This window comes from Streptomyces sp. NPDC001135 (assembly GCF_053598395.1).
This window is the reverse complement of record NZ_JBSFKD010000007.1, coordinates 157,867-172,128: the sequence shown is the minus strand read 5'-3', so window position 1 is coordinate 172,128 and position 14,262 is coordinate 157,867. Positions and strand designations below refer to the sequence as shown.

15 protein-coding genes are annotated in these 14,262 nt (G+C 70.7%); 2 read left to right on the top strand and 13 right to left on the bottom strand.

The window, feature by feature from the left end; all coding sequences use genetic code 11:
- Window positions 1-12: 12 nt before the first annotated feature.
- The 5 genes from ACWC94_RS11965 to ACWC94_RS11945 form a co-directional block, all read right to left on the bottom strand.
- A complete protein-coding gene (locus ACWC94_RS11965) occupies window positions 13-180 on the bottom strand; it encodes a hypothetical protein (protein ID WP_450796387.1) in 168 nt (55 codons plus the stop codon).
- 70 nt (window positions 181-250) lie between these two features.
- Window positions 251-1,201 carry a cytochrome c oxidase assembly protein gene (locus ACWC94_RS11960; protein WP_450796386.1) on the bottom strand — a complete coding sequence of 317 codons (951 nt, stop codon included), beginning with the start codon at window positions 1,199-1,201 and terminating at the stop codon, window positions 251-253.
- A gap of 103 nt (window positions 1,202-1,304) precedes the next feature.
- Window positions 1,305-2,330: a 6-phosphofructokinase gene (locus ACWC94_RS11955; RefSeq protein WP_450796385.1), complete on the bottom strand. Its 1,026-nt coding sequence runs from the start codon at window positions 2,328-2,330 to the stop codon at window positions 1,305-1,307.
- A gap of 228 nt (window positions 2,331-2,558) precedes the next feature.
- The gene (locus ACWC94_RS11950) at window positions 2,559-3,287 is read right to left on the bottom strand and encodes a type 1 glutamine amidotransferase (RefSeq protein ID WP_450796384.1); all 729 of its coding nucleotides are present in this window, start codon (window positions 3,285-3,287) and stop codon (window positions 2,559-2,561) included.
- A 21-nt stretch (window positions 3,288-3,308) separates the two neighbouring features.
- Complete coding sequence (locus ACWC94_RS11945) at window positions 3,309-4,547, bottom strand: MurT ligase domain-containing protein (protein WP_450796383.1); 1,239 nt, start codon at window positions 4,545-4,547, stop codon at window positions 3,309-3,311.
- 152 nt (window positions 4,548-4,699) lie between these two features.
- Here ACWC94_RS11945 and def point away from each other — a divergent pair, with 152 nt between their 5' ends.
- Window positions 4,700-5,254 (top strand): peptide deformylase, encoded by a 555-nt coding sequence (gene def / locus ACWC94_RS11940; RefSeq protein WP_450796382.1) that lies wholly within the window; start codon window positions 4,700-4,702, stop codon window positions 5,252-5,254.
- Window positions 5,255-5,335: 81 nt separating this feature from the next.
- Here the strand turns inward: def and ACWC94_RS11935 are convergent, their stop codons facing one another.
- A complete protein-coding gene (locus tag ACWC94_RS11935) occupies window positions 5,336-5,980 on the bottom strand; it encodes a TetR family transcriptional regulator (RefSeq protein ID WP_450796381.1) in 645 nt (214 codons plus the stop codon).
- Between the two features lie 170 nt (window positions 5,981-6,150).
- On the opposite strand from ACWC94_RS11935, the gene ACWC94_RS11930 reads away from it, so the two are divergent.
- A complete protein-coding gene (locus tag ACWC94_RS11930; RefSeq protein WP_450796380.1) occupies window positions 6,151-7,380 on the top strand; it encodes an acyl-CoA dehydrogenase family protein in 1,230 nt (409 codons plus the stop codon).
- A gap of 6 nt (window positions 7,381-7,386) precedes the next feature.
- Here the strand turns inward: ACWC94_RS11930 and ACWC94_RS11925 are convergent, their stop codons facing one another.
- From ACWC94_RS11925 to ACWC94_RS11895, 7 genes are all read right to left on the bottom strand, one after another.
- On the bottom strand, window positions 7,387-7,908 hold the full coding sequence (locus tag ACWC94_RS11925) for a cupin domain-containing protein (protein ID WP_450796379.1): 522 nt from the start codon (window positions 7,906-7,908) through the stop codon (window positions 7,387-7,389).
- Window positions 7,909-7,915: 7 nt separating this feature from the next.
- Entirely contained in the window at window positions 7,916-9,172 is a 1,257-nt protein-coding gene (locus ACWC94_RS11920) for a cytochrome P450 (RefSeq protein WP_450796378.1), read from the bottom strand.
- Window positions 9,169-10,233, bottom strand: a complete 1,065-nt coding sequence (locus tag ACWC94_RS11915) for a type III polyketide synthase (protein ID WP_450796377.1) — start codon at window positions 10,231-10,233, stop codon at window positions 9,169-9,171. The genes ACWC94_RS11920 and ACWC94_RS11915 overlap by 4 nt, the downstream gene beginning before the upstream one ends.
- A 231-nt stretch (window positions 10,234-10,464) precedes the next feature.
- The gene (locus ACWC94_RS11910; protein ID WP_351243279.1) at window positions 10,465-10,698 is read right to left on the bottom strand and encodes a DUF6213 family protein; all 234 of its coding nucleotides are present in this window, start codon (window positions 10,696-10,698) and stop codon (window positions 10,465-10,467) included.
- A gap of 25 nt (window positions 10,699-10,723) precedes the next feature.
- Entirely contained in the window at window positions 10,724-12,109 is a 1,386-nt protein-coding gene (locus ACWC94_RS11905) for an NADP-dependent succinic semialdehyde dehydrogenase (protein WP_450796376.1), read from the bottom strand.
- Window positions 12,110-12,185: 76 nt separating this feature from the next.
- The gene (locus ACWC94_RS11900; RefSeq protein WP_450796375.1) at window positions 12,186-12,659 is read right to left on the bottom strand and encodes an NUDIX domain-containing protein; all 474 of its coding nucleotides are present in this window, start codon (window positions 12,657-12,659) and stop codon (window positions 12,186-12,188) included.
- Complete coding sequence (locus tag ACWC94_RS11895) at window positions 12,656-14,194, bottom strand: ATP-dependent DNA ligase (RefSeq protein WP_450796374.1); 1,539 nt, start codon at window positions 14,192-14,194, stop codon at window positions 12,656-12,658. Before ACWC94_RS11895 ends, ACWC94_RS11900 begins: the two co-directional genes overlap by 4 nt.
- Window positions 14,195-14,262: the final 68 nt, after the last annotated feature.

Here is a 14,262-nt window from a genome sequence, read left to right as displayed (position 1 = left end):
GGGCGGCGGACCTCACGACTGCGTGACGACCATGGCGAGCGTCAGCAGACCCAGCACCACCCAGCCGAACCACAGCCAGCCGTTGCTGCCGAGGGCGACCGTGTAGGCGGTCACGGCGACGAGTCCGCCGACCGTGAGAGCCCCCATCGCCTTGGTGGAACCGTTCGTGGAACCGGGCATCACGACACCCTCCTCATGGTCCGTCCCTGACCATGGTGCCCCCGATCCCGCCCGGAGGGGACGGCTCCGTCTAACCTTCGCGTGCGTTCAGCGAGGCCAGGTAGGCGTTGTACGCCTCCAGCTCCTTGTCTCCGTCCCGGTCGGCGGCCCGGTCCTTGCGCTTCGCCTGCCGCTGCTCGGAGCCGTACCACTGGAACAGCAGCGCGATCAGCACCAGCACGGACGGGATCTCGCTGAACGCCCAGGCGATGCCGCCGGCCGCGTTCTGGTCGGACAGCGCGTCGATGCCGAGCGAGGCCGGCGGGTTCTTGAACGTCTCCACCATCGGCGTCGACGCCATCATCAGCGCGATGCCGAAGAAGGCGTGGAACGGCATGCCGGCGAACAGCTCCAGCATCCGCATCAGATGTCCCGGCCGGTGCGGACCGGGGTCCACCCCGATGATCGGCCAGAAGAAGACGACCCCGACCGCGAGGAAGTGCACCATCATCGCGATGTGCCCGGCCTTGGACCCCATCAGGAAGTCGAAGACCGGGGTGAAGTACAGGGCGTACAGGCTCGCGATGAACAGCGGGATGGTGAACGCCGGGTGGGTGATGACCCGCATGTAGCGGCTGTGCAGCAGCGCCAGCAGCAGTTCGCGCGGACCCTTGCGGCCCCGGCCGGCGGTGGGCAGAGCCCGCAGTGCCAGCGTGACCGGCGCGCCGAGCAGGATCAGGATCGGCGACAGCATGCTGATGATCATGTGCTGCACCATGTGCACGCTGAACATGACCATGCCGTAGTCGTTCAGCCGGGTGCACATCACCAGGGCGATGGTGAGCACCCCGACGACGTACGCCACCGTGCGGCCGACGGGCCACGCGTCCCCGCGCCGCCGCAGCCGTACCACACCCCAGCCGTACAGACCCAGCCCGAGCAGGCAGGCCACGAGGAAGAAGGGGTCCGCCGACCACTGGAGCCCCCGCCCCAGCGTGAACGGCGGCAGATCCATCATCATGCCGTGCCCGCTGTGATCCATCCGGCGGCTCCTGATTCGTGGGGGTTGTGCCAGTTGTCCGCCCCAAGAGTAGAACCGCCCCCGGTCACGGCGGTGACCGGGGGCAGGGTTGTTCTCGGATGAACTACAGGACGCACTCCGCCTCGTCGTACCGCTCCACGGGGACGGTCTTCAGGGTCTCCACGGCCTCCGCCAGCGGCACCATGACGATGTCGGTCCCGCGCAGGGCGGTCATCCGGCCGAACTCGCCGCGGTGCACGGCCTCCACCGCGTGCCAGCCGAAACGGGTCGCCAGCACCCGGTCATAGGCGGTCGGCGTACCCCCGCGCTGCACATGGCCGAGGATCACCGGCCGCGCCTCCTTGCCGAGCCGGTGCTCCAGCTCGACGGAGAGCTGCCGGGCGATCCCGGCGAAGCGCTCGTGGCCGTAGATGTCCTTGCCGCCCTCGTCGAAGTCCATCGTGCCGGCCTTCGGCTTGGCCCCCTCCGCCGCGACCACGATCGCGAACCGCTTGCCCGCGTCGAACCGCTCGCCGACCTTCGCCGTCAACTCCTCGATGTCGAAGGGCCGTTCCGGGACGACGATGGCGTGGGCGCCGGCCGCCATGCCGGAGTGCAGCGCGATCCAGCCGGTGTGCCGGCCCATGACCTCCACGACCAGCACCCGCTGGTGGGACTCGGCGGTGGTCTTCAGCCGGTCCAGCGCCTCCGTCGCCACCCCCACGGCCGTGTCGAAGCCGAAGGTGACGTCCGTGACGGCGATGTCGTTGTCGATGGTCTTCGGCACGCCGACGATCGGCAGCCCGCTGTCGAACATCAGCCGGGCCGCCTTCAGCGTGCCCTCGCCGCCGATCGGGATGATCGCGTCGAGGCCGAGTTCCCGGACATGGCCCTTCGCCCGCTCCACGCCGTCGCGCAGATGCGAGGGCTGGACCCGGGAGGAGCCGAGGATGGTGCCGCCGCGCGCCAGGATGCCGCCCACGGCGTCCAGGTCGAGCTTGAGGTAGTCGCACTCCAGGAGGCCCTTCCAGCCGTCCCGGAAGCCGATGACCTCGTCGCCGTGGTCGGCGACGGCACGGTGCACGACGGACCGGATGACGGCGTTCAGGCCGGGGCAGTCGCCGCCGGACGTGAGGACACCAATGCGCATAGCCCGAAATACCTTCTCAACGTGGGCCGGGTAACCGGACCACGCTGTCCGGCGGATTCCCGGCCACCCTACCGGCGTGAGGGGGTGGCTCCGTAGCGGGCGTCCGCCTGCTGGACGCGCCCGCACATGTGAGCGGACGGCCTGTCAGGCGGGCCCCACCACGAGCCTTCCGGGACCCGCTGAAATCCCGCTGGAGCGGCGCTTACGCGGGCTGCTGCGCGGCTGTGCTCACGCGGGCTGCTGGGCCGCCGAGATGCGCTCGTCGCGGAGCGCCTCGTACCAGCGGTCGTCGACCGGCGGCAGCGCGTTGACGTCGAGCGCCAGCTTCAGCAGCAGGTCGGCGATCTGCGGGTTGCGGGCGAGGACCGGGCCGTGCATGTACGTACCGAAGACGGTCCCGTTGTACGCGCCCTCGGTGCCGTCCCCGGTGCCGTTGCCCCGGCCGACCTTCACCTGGGCGAAGGGCCGGGCGGACGGGCCGACGTGGGTGACCCCCTGGTGGTTCTCGAAGCCGGTCAGCTGCGGCAGCCCGAGCTGCGGGTCGATGTCGGCGAGCACGTCACCGACGCACCGCTCGCCCTCGCCGCGCACCGAGACCACGTCGAGCAGACCGAGGCCCGGCTCGCGCTGGCCGAGGTCGTTGACGAACTCGTGGCCGAGGATCTGGTAGCCGGCACAGACGGAGAAGACGATCGCGCCGTTCTGCACCGCCCGCTGCAGATGCCCGTCACGGCGCAGCCGCTCGGCCGCGAGCCGCTGCGGACGGTCCTCGCCGCCGCCGATCAGATAGATGTCGCCGGAGGTCGGGATCGGCTGGTCGCTGCGCACGTCGAGCCGGGCCACGTCCAGGCCGCGCTGGCGCGCCCGGCGCTCCACGACGAGGGCGTTGCCCTGGTCGCCGTAGGTGCTCAGCAGGTCCGGGTAGATCCACACCAGCCGCAGTTGGTTGTCGCTCATGAGGTGATCGCCCTTCGAAGATCAGTTGCCGACGCGGCGGCGCAGGTCCTGGAACGCGGTGTAGTTCGCGATGACCTCGACACGGCCCGGCGGGCACAACTGCACGGCCTGGTCGAGGTCCTCGCAGACCTGGAAGTGCTGGTTCGCGACCTCCAGGCGGACAGCGAGGTCCAGCTTCCGGTCACCGATGACGAAGATCGGGTGACCGGTCAGCCGGGTGTAGTCGACGTCCCACAGCCAGGAGGTGTCGGTGCCGTCGGCTCCGCGCGCGTTCACGGACAGGATCACCGGGGCGGGCGGCGGATCGATCAGGGAGAACGTCTCCAGCCAGCCGGCCGGGTTCTTCGCCAGCAGCAGCCGCAGATCACGGTTCTGGAACTGGACGACGTCATAGCGTCCGGCCACGGCCTGCACCTGGTACATCCGTTCCAGGGCGACCTGCGGCGGCACCCCGAAGACGGCCGCGACGGCGGCGGAGCTGGCCGCGTTCGCCTTGTTGGCGCGGCCCGGCAGCTGCAGATGGATCGGCCAGGCGGACCCGTGCGGGTCCAGCACGTGGTCCCCGGACAGCGCCCAGGTCGGCGTGGGCCGCCGGAACCCGCACTCACCGCAGAACCAGTCGTCCCCCGGGCGCTGCATCACGCCACCGCAGGACGGGCAGGACCAGGCGTCGTCCTTCCACATCTGCCCGGCCGCGACCCAGACCACGTTCGGGGAGGAGGACGCGGCCCACACGACCAGCGGGTCGTCGCAGTTGGCGACGACGACGGCCTTGGAGCCGGCGAGGCCCTCGCGCCAGTTCTCGGCGAGCATCCGGGTCTCGGCGGCGCGGTCGAGCTGGTCGCGGGAGAGGTTCAGCAGGGCGATGCACTTGGGGCTGGTGTCCCTGGCCACACCGGCCAGGTACTTCTCGTCGACCTCGATGACACCGAACTTCGCGTCCGAGCCGCCCGCGAGCGCGGAGGTGATACCGGCCGGCATGTTGGCGCCGAGGGCGTTCGACACGACCGGGCCCGCGGCGCGCAGGGCCTCGGCGATCAGCCGGGTCGTCGTCGTCTTGCCGTTGGTGGCGGACACCAGGACGACGTCCAGGTTCTGGGCGAGCCGCCCGAGCAGATCGGGGTCGAGTTTCAGCGCGACCCGGCCACCGATCACCGACCCGCTGCCGCGTCCCGCGGCACGTGATGCCGCAGCGACCGCCTTGCCCGCGGTCACGGCCAGCTTGGCCCGCGGCGAGAGCGGGTCCGAGTTGCCTGCCATCAGTTCTCGATCCTCCTTGCGTACGCGCCGCGCCTGGGGCCATCCGGCAACGTGGTGTGGACCTGAAGCCTATCGAGATCCATTCGCACACCCGAATCCCGGCCCACGCCAGTGCGGCGGGCATGAGCTGAAGGAACCGTACCCTTGCCGCTATGCGACACGGCACGATCCCGGGCGCCCGCGGGCGAGTCCGGCCTCTTTCCCTGCTCGGAGACGCACCGCTGCGCGAGCAATGCCGGGAAGTCACCGACTTCGGCCCCGGTCTGGCAGCGCTCGTGGAGGACCTGTTCGCCACGATGTACGCGGCGCAGGGGGTGGGTCTGGCCGCGAATCAGATCGGGGTGGCTCTGCGGGTCTTCGTGTTCGACTGCCCGGACGACGACGATGTCCGTCATCTCGGACATGTGGTGAACCCTCGCCTGGTGGAGACGGACGGTGTGGTGGTCCGGGGTCCTGAGGGCTGCCTGTCCCTGCCGGGCCTGGAGGCGGGGACGGAACGGTACGACCATGCGGTGGTCGAGGGTTTCACCGTGACGGGAGAGCCGGTCACGATCCACGGCACGGGTTTCTTCGCACGGTGCCTGCAGCACGAGTGGGACCACCTGGAGGGCCGGGTGTACGCGGACCACCTCGCGGGCTGGCGGAAGCGAAGACTGGCCAGGCGGATCGAGCGGGCTTCATGGCACCGGGCGAGCGGTCCCGCCTGAAGGGGCGGGGGCCGTATCGACACGCGGCTCCGCCGCGTGGGTCCGACCGGCCCCCACGCACTCGCGGCCGAGGAGCGGCCGTCAGAACCCCGGGCCCCCCATCCTGTCCCCCGCAGCAGCAAGACGCCCCCACAGCAGATCCGCCAGAGACCGCACCAACTCGGCCCGGGAACAAGGCCGTTCCCCGAGCCACCAGTCACCCGCGGCATGCATCATCCCGACGATCCCGTGCCCCCACACCCGCGCCAGCTGCTGACTCTCCGGCCCGAGATCCACCCGCTCCTCGATGACCTGGGCCAGCTCCTCACCCATCCGCCGCAGCAGCGGAGCCGAATGCTTGCCGACGTCGAACCCCTGGTCGCCCCCGGCGCCGCCCTCCGCGGGGTGCATCAGGAACCGGTAGACCTGGGGTCTGGCCTCGATCGCCGCGAGGTAGGTGTCCAGCGTGGACTCGACACGCTCACGCCGCTCGGCGGGAGCGTCCAGTGCCGCCCGCAGCGAGTCGAGCAGCGCGTCCGTGTGCCGCTTGGCCAAAGCCGCGTAGAGGCCGCCCTTGTCGCCGAAGTGGCGGTAGAGGATCGGCTTGGTGATCCCCGCTTCCGCCGCGATCGCGTTCATCGACGCCTGCGGGCCGTCGCGCAGCACCACCCGGTCGGCGGCCTCCAGCAGCTCGCGCCGTCGGCGGTCGGCGGACCGCTGCTGATCGGTCCGCTGTGTGGTGTCCATGTGCTCTCCCCACCCGTGCTGATTCGGTGACGCCTGCGCAAACTAACACTGACCGTGCCCTTGACATCGAACGGGATGCCGGGCGTCATCGGCGGTTGACTTTTCCTACCCGTCGGTAACAGACTCGGGGTTACCGCTAGTAACATCGCACTGCCGCCGCTGGAGGGGACATGGCCGAGTTCACCATGGAGCTGAACGACGAACAGAGGGAAGTCCGGGACTGGCTCCATGGCTTCGCCGCCGACGTGATCCGCCCCGCGGCCGCCGAGTGGGACGAGCGCGAGGAGACTCCCTGGCCGGTCATCCAGGAGGCCGCGAAGGTCGGCATCTACTCCCTCGACTTCTATGCGCAGCAGTACTTCGACCCCACCGGCCTCGGTATCCCGATGGCCATGGAGGAGCTGTTCTGGGGCGACGCGGGCATCGCCCTCTCCATTGTGGGCACCGGTCTCGCCGCCGTGGGCGTTCTCGCGAACGGAACCGAGGAACAGATCGGCACCTGGATCCCGCAGATGTACGGCGACCAGAACGACGTCAAGGTCGCCGCGTTCTGCTCCTCCGAGCCCGACGCCGGCTCCGACGTCGCCTCGATGCGCACGCGTGCCGTGTACGACGAGGCCAAGGACGAGTGGGTGATCAACGGCACGAAGACCTGGGCGACCAACGGCGGCATCGCGAACGTCCACGTCGTCGTCGCCAGCGTCGATGCGGAACTGGGCTCCAAGGGCCACGCCTCCTTCATCGTCCCGCCGGGCACACCGGGCCTCGCCCAGGGCCAGAAGTTCAAGAAGCACGGCATCCGCGCCTCGCACACCGCGGAGGTCATCCTCGACCACGTCCGCGTCCCCGGTTCCTGCCTGCTCGGCGGCAAGGAGAAGCTGGACGAGCGGCTCGCGCGGGCCCGGGAGAAGGCGAAGGCGGCCGCAGGCGACCGGGTGAAGAACGCGGCGATGGCCACGTTCGAGGCGTCCCGCCCGGCCGTCGGCGCGATGGCGGTCGGCACCGCCCGGGCCGCGTACGAGGTCGCCCTCGACTACGCCCGGACGCGGGAGCAGTTCGGGCGGCCGATCATCGACAACCAGGGGGTCGCCTTCCAGCTCGCGGACATGCGGACGCAGATCGACGCGGCGCGGCTGCTGGTGTGGCGTGCGTCCTGGATGGCGGTCAACGGGAAGCCGTTCACCGCGGCCGAGGGGTCGATGTCGAAGCTGTTCGCGAGTGAGACCGCGAAGAAGGTGACCGCGCAGGCCATCCAGATCCTGGGCGGGAACGGGTACACCCGTGAGTACCCGGTCGAGCGGATGCACCGGGACAGCGCGATCTACACGATCTTCGAGGGGACGAGCGAGATCCAGCGGCTCGTCATCGCGCGGACCCTGGCCGGGATGCCGATCCGGTGACGGCACTCACCGGTGTCGCAGGGGCGTGAGCTGTTCGATGTCGTACTTCGCCCTCAGCGCCTCGATGGCCTCCTGGTCGGGCGGGCCGCCGTCGCCCAGGATCTCCAGCAGCTCCTCGAAATAGCGCTCGTGGTCCGGTGGCGGGCTCGCCTGGAAGAACATCTTCGCGGGGGTGTCCGTCGGGTTCGCGAACGCGTGCGGGCACCCCGGCGGTACGGCGATGACCGTGCCCGGCGTCGCCCTGACCACCCGGCTGCCCGAACTCGACTCCCACCTCCGCCAGTTGTCCGGTGTGCGGATGCGCGGCTCGAACGCGAGCACGTCCAGCTCCCCTTCGAGGACGTAGAACAGCTCCTCGCTGCGCGTGTGCACATGGGCGCCCACGTCGAAGCCCGGCGGGACCTCCACCTCGAAAGTGGAGGCCATCCGTGAGTGGGTGCCGGTGACCTTGAACGTGACGCGCTGCGCCGGTGTCGCGACGACCCGGCCGTGGCCCGGCGGTACGAGCAGTCCCTCGGTCTGCGTCATCGGTGGCTCACCAGGTCACCGGCAGGGCCTCGGGCCCCCGGATCAGCGCGCCGTTCTTGAAGGGCACCTCCTCCGGCGGTACGGCCAGCCTCAGACCCGGAACCCGGTCCAGCAGGGCGTTCACCAGCAGCTCGGACTCCAGCCGGGCGAGCTGCCCGCCGGGGCAGTAGTGCGGGCCGAAACCGAACGCCACATGAGGGTTCGGGCTCCGGGAGAAGTCGATGGTCTCCGGGTCGGGGAAGACCTCCGGGTCGCGGTTGGCGGCCAGGTAGGAGACGTAGACCGGGTCGCCCGCGCGGATGCGGTGGCCCTTGATCTCCACGTCCTCCCTGGCGATCCGCGACAGACCCACCGCGTTGCGGTGCGGGATGTAGCGCAGGAGCTCGTCGATGGCCTGCGGCCGGATCTCCGGCTCGCCGCGCAGCCGTTCGATCAGGTCGGGGCGGGTCAGCAGCAGGTAGAACATCTGCCCGCTGTTGTTGGTGACCGCCTCGCCGCCGATCTGGAGGAGGACGGCGAGACCGACCGCCTCCTCCAGGGCGACCTCGCCCCGGCCCACCGCGGCGCCGAGCAGTGAGGTGACGTCCTCGGCCGTACTGTTCACGCGCAGCCCGACCAGGTCGCGGAAGTAGGCGCTCATCTCCCGCTTGGCCTTCTCGCTGACCTCCTTGCCGTGTGAGGAGGACAGGATGAGCTGGGTCCAGGAGTGCATGACGTGCCGGTCGACGGGCGGGACGCCCATCAGCTCACAGATCACCGCGATCGGGAACGGGCTGAGCACCGCACTGGTGAGATCGGCGGGCGGCCCGTCCTGCACGAGCTCGTCGACCAGCTCGTCCAGCAGCGACCGTGCCTTCTCCCGTACCCGCTCCACACCCTTCGCGGTGAACGCGGCGGCCACCGCGCGGCGCAGCCGGGTGTGGTCCGGCGGGTCGAGGAAGCCGACCGCGCCGCGGTCCGGGATGAAGTGCGGGGCGAGCCGTGTGACCGGATGGTCGATGACCGCCTCGCGGCTGAAGCGCGGGTCGTTGGTGACCATGCGCACGTCGTCGTGCCGGGTCACCAGCCACGCCCATCCCTCGCCGTTGGGCAGCTGGATGCGGGCGACCGGTCCGTCGCCCATCAGCTCGGCGAGCACCGGGTCGAAGTCCGTCCCGGTCAGATCGAGCGCCGGCCACTGCCGGATCGGGGGCGGGGACGGCGGGGTCTGGGTGAGCGTCGTCTCGGTGAGCGTCGCCTTGGTGAGCGTCGACTCCTCGGTCATCGCAGGTCACCGCCCGAGTCGACCCAGCGGCCGACCGTCATCTCGGCGGTGATGCCGGGACCGAACCCGGCGAGCAGACCGCGCGCCCTGTCCTCGGCGCCGCCCTCGTCGAACATCCGGCGCAGCGCGTCCAGGACGACGGCGCTGGCTATGTTGCCGTACTCGGTGAGTGTGGCCCGGCTGAACCGGAACGCGTGCGGCTCGACCTCGAGGAACTTGCTGAGGTCGTCGAGTATGCGTGGCCCGCCCGCGTGGATGATGTAGAAGTCCAGGTCGGACGCGTCCCAGCCGTGCAGCCCCGCCAGGTCCTTCAGCGCCGGGGCGAGCGGCTCCATGGTCGTGGGCACCCGCTTGTCCAGCAGGAAGTGGAAGCCGGTGGCCCGGACGTCGTACGCGATCCAGTCCTCCGTCTTCGGGATCAGGTAGGAGCCGTTGCGCTCCAGACGGACGCCCGTACCGCCGTTTCCGCGCACCACGGCGGCGGCGATGCCGTCACCGAACAGGCCGTTGGAGAGCAGCGAGCCGACGCCGAGGTCGGTGGGCTGGTAGCACAGCGAGCAGAACTCGCAGGCCACGATGAGCGCGTTGGCGTTCGGGTAGGCCGAGCAGAAGTCGTGCGCCCGGTTGATCGCCGCCCCGCCGGCCGCACAGCCCAGCTGGGCTATGGGGAGCTGACGGGTGGTGGAGTCGAAGTCCATCTCGTTGATCAGCCACGCCGTCAGCGAGGGCATCATGAAGCCCGTGCACGACACGTAGATGATCACGTCGATGTCGCTGGTGAGCAGCTCCGCGTCGTCGAGCGCCCGCTGGATCACCGCGGGGACCCGGGCCTTGGCCTCGGCCTCGTAGAGCTTGTTGCGGTCCTCGAAGCCCGGGTGCTTCAGCGTCTCCTCGATGGGCTGCACGATGTGCCGGGTCTTGACGCCCGTGTTCTCGATGAGACGCAGTGCGAGTGCCAGTTGAGGGTGGTCCGCGTGGCGGGAGCGCGCCAGCTCCAGCGTCTCCTCCATCGTGATCACGTGCTCCGGGACCGACACCGAGGGTCTGCACAAAGTCGCCATGAACCGTCCCTGCTTTCCGCTTTCGGCGGGCCTTCGCCCACCGGCCAGAAGGTGGTTCACCTCTGTGGGTGCTACACCCACCGTCACCCAGGAGGACGACGATCTCGCGTTGGGTTACTCCGAATCGGGGACCCCGGGGCAGGCTCGAAGGGCGAATTCCATCGCTGGACGAGGGGAAATTCGATGACGACCGTTACGGCGGGGAAGCGGTGGGGCAGCCCGCTCAGCGGCCTACGGCGCCCCACTGCTGTGCGCGATGCACGCCACGTCGATGCGATCCGCCAGCTTGGCCAGCTCGATGGTCAAGGCGGCCACCGTGTCCTCGTCCAGCCCCGGCTCCCCGCCCTCGACAAGATGCAGCCACCGAGCTCCCACGGTCCGCAGCAACTTACTCACGTCGGCCGCAGCCACCTGCAGGGCCCCGCGGTCGTCCACGATCAGAGGCAGAGTCACTTCGCCGTTCACACAGCGGATGCTAGCCGCGCAGCGCTCACGCACCCTGCCAAACCGTGGTGATGTTGCAGAACTCGCGGATTCCGTGCCCGGACAGCTCACGCCCGAACCCGGACCGCTTGACCCCGCCGAACGGGAACGCCGGGTGCGAGGCGGTCATCCCGTTGACGTACACGGACCCGGCCTCCAGGTCGCGGGTGAACCGCTCCACCTCGCTGTCGTCCCGCGTCCACACATTGGAACTCAGCCCGAAGAACGAGTCGTTGGCGATGAGCAGTGCCTCGTCCACGTCACCGGCCCGGTACAGCGTGGCCACCGGCCCGAACGCCTCCTCCCGGTGGATGCGCATCTCCCGGGTGATCCCGGCCAGCACGGTCGGCGGGTAGTACCAGCCCGGCCCCGCCGGCCGCTCGCCGCCGCACAGCACCTCGGCGCCGCTGCGCTTCGCGTCGTCGACCAGCTCCTCCAGATCGCTGCGCCCCTGTTCACTGGAGAGCGGCCCGACCTCGGTGTCGTCCTCCAGCGGGTCGCCGATCTTGAGCGCCTCCATACCGGCGACGAACTTCCGCGTGAAGGTGTCGTAGACGTCGGTGTGGACGATGAACCGCTTGGCGGCGATGCAGGACTGCCCGTTGTTCTGCACGCGCGCGGTCACCGCCACCTCGGCCGCCCGGTCCAGGTCGGCGGAGGGCATGACGACGTACGGGTCGCTGCCGCCCAGCTCCAGCACCGTCTTCTTGATCATCTCGCCGGCGGTGGAGGCGACCGCCCGGCCCGCGGGCTCGCTGCCCGTCAGTGTCGCCGCCTTCACGCGTTCGTCGCGCAGGATGTCGTCCACCGCGGCCGAGCCGACCAGCAGCGTCTGGAAACAGCCCTCCGTGAAGCCCGCCCGGTGGAACAGGTCCTCCAGGTAAAGGGCCGTCTGGGGGACGTTGGAGGCGTGCTTGAGCAGGCCCACGTTGCCCGCCATCAGCGCGGGCGCGGCGAACCGGATCACCTGCCACAGCGGGAAGTTCCACGGCATCACGGCGAGGACCGGGCCCAACGGGCGGTAGTGCACCCGGACCCGGGAGGCGCCGGAGTCGCGCACGTCCGGCTCGGCGGGCTCCTCGGCGGCCAGCAGCCCCTCGGCGCGCTCGGCGTACCAGCGCATCGCCTTGGCGCACTTCGCGGCCTCCGCCCGTGCCTGCTTGATCGGCTTGCCCATCTCGGTGGTCATGACCCGGGCGATCTCCTGCTGATCCTCCTCCAGCAGGCCGGCGGCCTTGTTCATCAGCCGGGCGCGGTCGGCGAACGTGGTCGTCCGGTACGTGCGGAACGTGGCCTCGGCGAGCTGAAGCCGGCGTTCCAGCTCCTCTTCACCCATCGGCTCGTACGTCTTGAGCGTCTCGCCGTTCGCCGGGTTCACCGTCGCGATGGGCATGGCTGACCTCCCTGGGAGCGGGCTTGCTTCGACCTTCGCGCGCGGCCGGGCAAGCCGCAACGCGAAAGGCCCCTGTTCAGCCCGAGTGCTCCGCCAGCCGGTCGAGAAACGCGGTCTGCGCCGCGATGATCAGCTCACGGGCCCGGTCCAGGCCGAGCCACTCCACCCGGTCCAGCTCCGGGAACTCCCGCATCCGGCCGGACCTCGGCGGCCACTCCATGGTGAAGGTGCCGGGGCTGAAGCCGGCCAGGTCGGGGTCCCCCTCGACGGCCCACACGGTGACGATCTTGCCGTTCTTCTGCACGACCTCGCCCAGCGGTACGGCCGTCCCGTCGGGCGGCGCCAGCCCCAGCTCCTCCTGGAACTCCCGCCGGGCGGCCTCCCAGGCGGGCTCGTCGCCTTCGTACTCCCCCTTCGGCACGGTCCAGGCGCCCGCGTCCTTCTTCGCCCAGAAGGGGCCTCCCATATGGCCTAGCAACACCTCAAGTCCCTCACCGGTGTGCCGGAACAACAGCAGTCCCGCGCTGCGCCTCGTCGCACGCACCGTCACGGCCTGACCTCCGGGTGGGCCGCCAGCAGGGCCTCCACCGTATCGGCCTCCTCGGGGCGTTTGTCCTCGCGGTAGCGGACCACGCGGGCGAAGCGGAGGGTGACGCCGGCCGGGTAGCGCGAGGACCGCTGGAGGCCGTCGTAGGCGATCTCCACGACGAGTTCGGGGCGGACCCGGACCACCCAGCCGGTGTCCTCGACCGCCAGCTCCTGGAGCCGCTCGGTCTGCCAGGCGAGCATCGCGTCGGTCATGCCCTTGAAGGTCTTGCCGAGCATGGCGAAGCCGCCGTCGGGGTCGCGGGCGCCCAGGTGGAGGTTGGAGAGCCTGCCCGTGCGGCGGCCGTGCCCCCACTCGGCGGCCAGCACCACCAGGTCGAGGGTGTGGACGGGTTTGACCTTCAGCCAGGCGGCGCCGCGCCGGCCCGCGCTGTAGGGCGCGTCCAGCGCCTTGACCACCACGCCTTCGTGGCCGCGGGCCAGCGTCTCGGCGAGGAACCGTTCCGCCTCCGCGATGTCCTCAGGCCCCGAGGCGACCGTCCGGCGCACCCGCATCGGCTCCGGCACCAGCCGGGCCAGCTGTGCGTGCCGCTCGGCGAAGGGCAGGTCCAGCAGATCGGTGCCGTCGACCGACAGCGCGTCGAAGAAGACGGGGGAGACCGGGACCTCCTCGGCCGCCCTCGCCACATCCGTGCGGGAGCCGACCCGGCCCGCCGTCTCCTGGAAGGACCGGGGCCGTCCGGCCGCGTCGAAGGAGATCACCTCGCCGTCCAGGATGAACCGCCCACCCCGCAACCGAAGCGCGGCGGCGGTCACTTCGGGCAGCCGGTCGGTGATGTCGTCCAGGGTCCGGGTGTGCACACGGACCGTGTCGCCGTCCCGGTGGATCTGCACCCGGATGCCGTCCAGCTTCTCCTCCACCGCGCAGGCGCCCAGCTTCTCCACCGCCTCGGCGACCGAGGAGGCGCTGTGCGCCAGCATCGGCAGGACGGGCCGGCCGACCGTGAGCCGGAAGCGGTCCAGCGCCCCGGGCCCCTCGTCGAGCAGCGCCCGGGCGACCGTCTGCAGCGACCCGGCGAGCATCACCGCCCGCCGTACGGCGGCCGGGTCCGCGTCGGTCGCCCGCGCGAGCCCTTCCACCGCGACGGCGTCCAGCGCGCCCTGCCGTACCTCGCCGGTGAGCAGACCGAGGAGGAAACGCTGCTCCTCCTCGGTGGCGGCACCCATCAGCTCGCCGACGAGCCGCGTCCGCTCCGCCTGCGAACCCGGACCGGACACCTTGCCCAGCTCGCCGAGCAGCGCGTCGACCTCCCGGACCGTGAGGGTGGGCGCGGCGGCCGGCGGCACCGGGCGGCTCAGCACCTTCCAGCCGACGCCGAGCCGGCCCTGCGGCAGCCGTCCGGCCAGGTACGGGATGACGATCGGCACGTCGTCCGCCTCCGCCTCCCGGAACAGCTCGGCGAGCAGCGCCGTCTTGCGGGACCGGGCCGCCGTCGCGGCGACTTCCCGGGACACCTGCGCGAGCCGGGTCAGCAGCATGTCCCCAGGGTGCACCACGTTCCGCCGGACGCGCAGTTCCTTGCGTGCGGTGCGCCGTGGCCGGCCGC